Origin of the sequence: Geodermatophilus sabuli (genome assembly GCF_010686765.1) — a bacterium.
GTDB lineage: Bacteria > Actinomycetota > Actinomycetes > Mycobacteriales > Geodermatophilaceae > Geodermatophilus > Geodermatophilus sabuli_A.
Genome location: NZ_JAAGWF010000115.1, coordinates 1 through 513, shown reverse-complemented (window position 1 = coordinate 513; position 513 = coordinate 1). Strand labels below are relative to the sequence as shown.

At 53.0% G+C, this 513-nt stretch carries 1 protein-coding gene; it reads left to right on the top strand.

All coding sequences use genetic code 11. From position 1 onward, the window contains the following. Positions 1–513, top strand: a 513-nt coding sequence (locus GCU56_RS23280; protein WP_275586041.1) for a DUF6453 family protein, incomplete at both ends; no start/stop codon positions are given.

The window sequence follows — 513 nt, the reverse complement described above, 5'->3', positions numbered from 1 at the left end:
GATGGGGGAAAGCGTATGGAGATAACGGCGGGCCTGAGATGCCCGTCGTATGGGGCCAGTTTTGATAGTGGCTACCAGAAAGCAAAATACGCGGATATTGCCGGTTATGTTTCCGGGGCGCAGGTGCTGTTTATCCCGCACGCTACGGCTTACCTTGATTCAGGGCTGCTTCATAAGATGAACTCGGTCACCATATCGGGGGGCCGCGTCACGCAGAACTCAACGATGAAAGACAACCGCATCAGCGAACGGGATAGCACTTACACGTTTCCGGGAAGCCTATGGCAGATATTCCCGACAGGTCAGCGAAGTGGGGTGGGCTTGCTCATCAGCAACAGTACAGACTTCACCTCGATAACTAATGCCACACAGTCAGGCCAGTGTATCTGGAAGGGTACCGTTAATGTTCCGACCGGGGGTTGGGCGGTTCCCACGATAGCAGGTTATGACAAGTCGAAATATATCGTTTTTGGACGCTGCAACAGCGGCAATACGATTGACTTCGACGGAAAT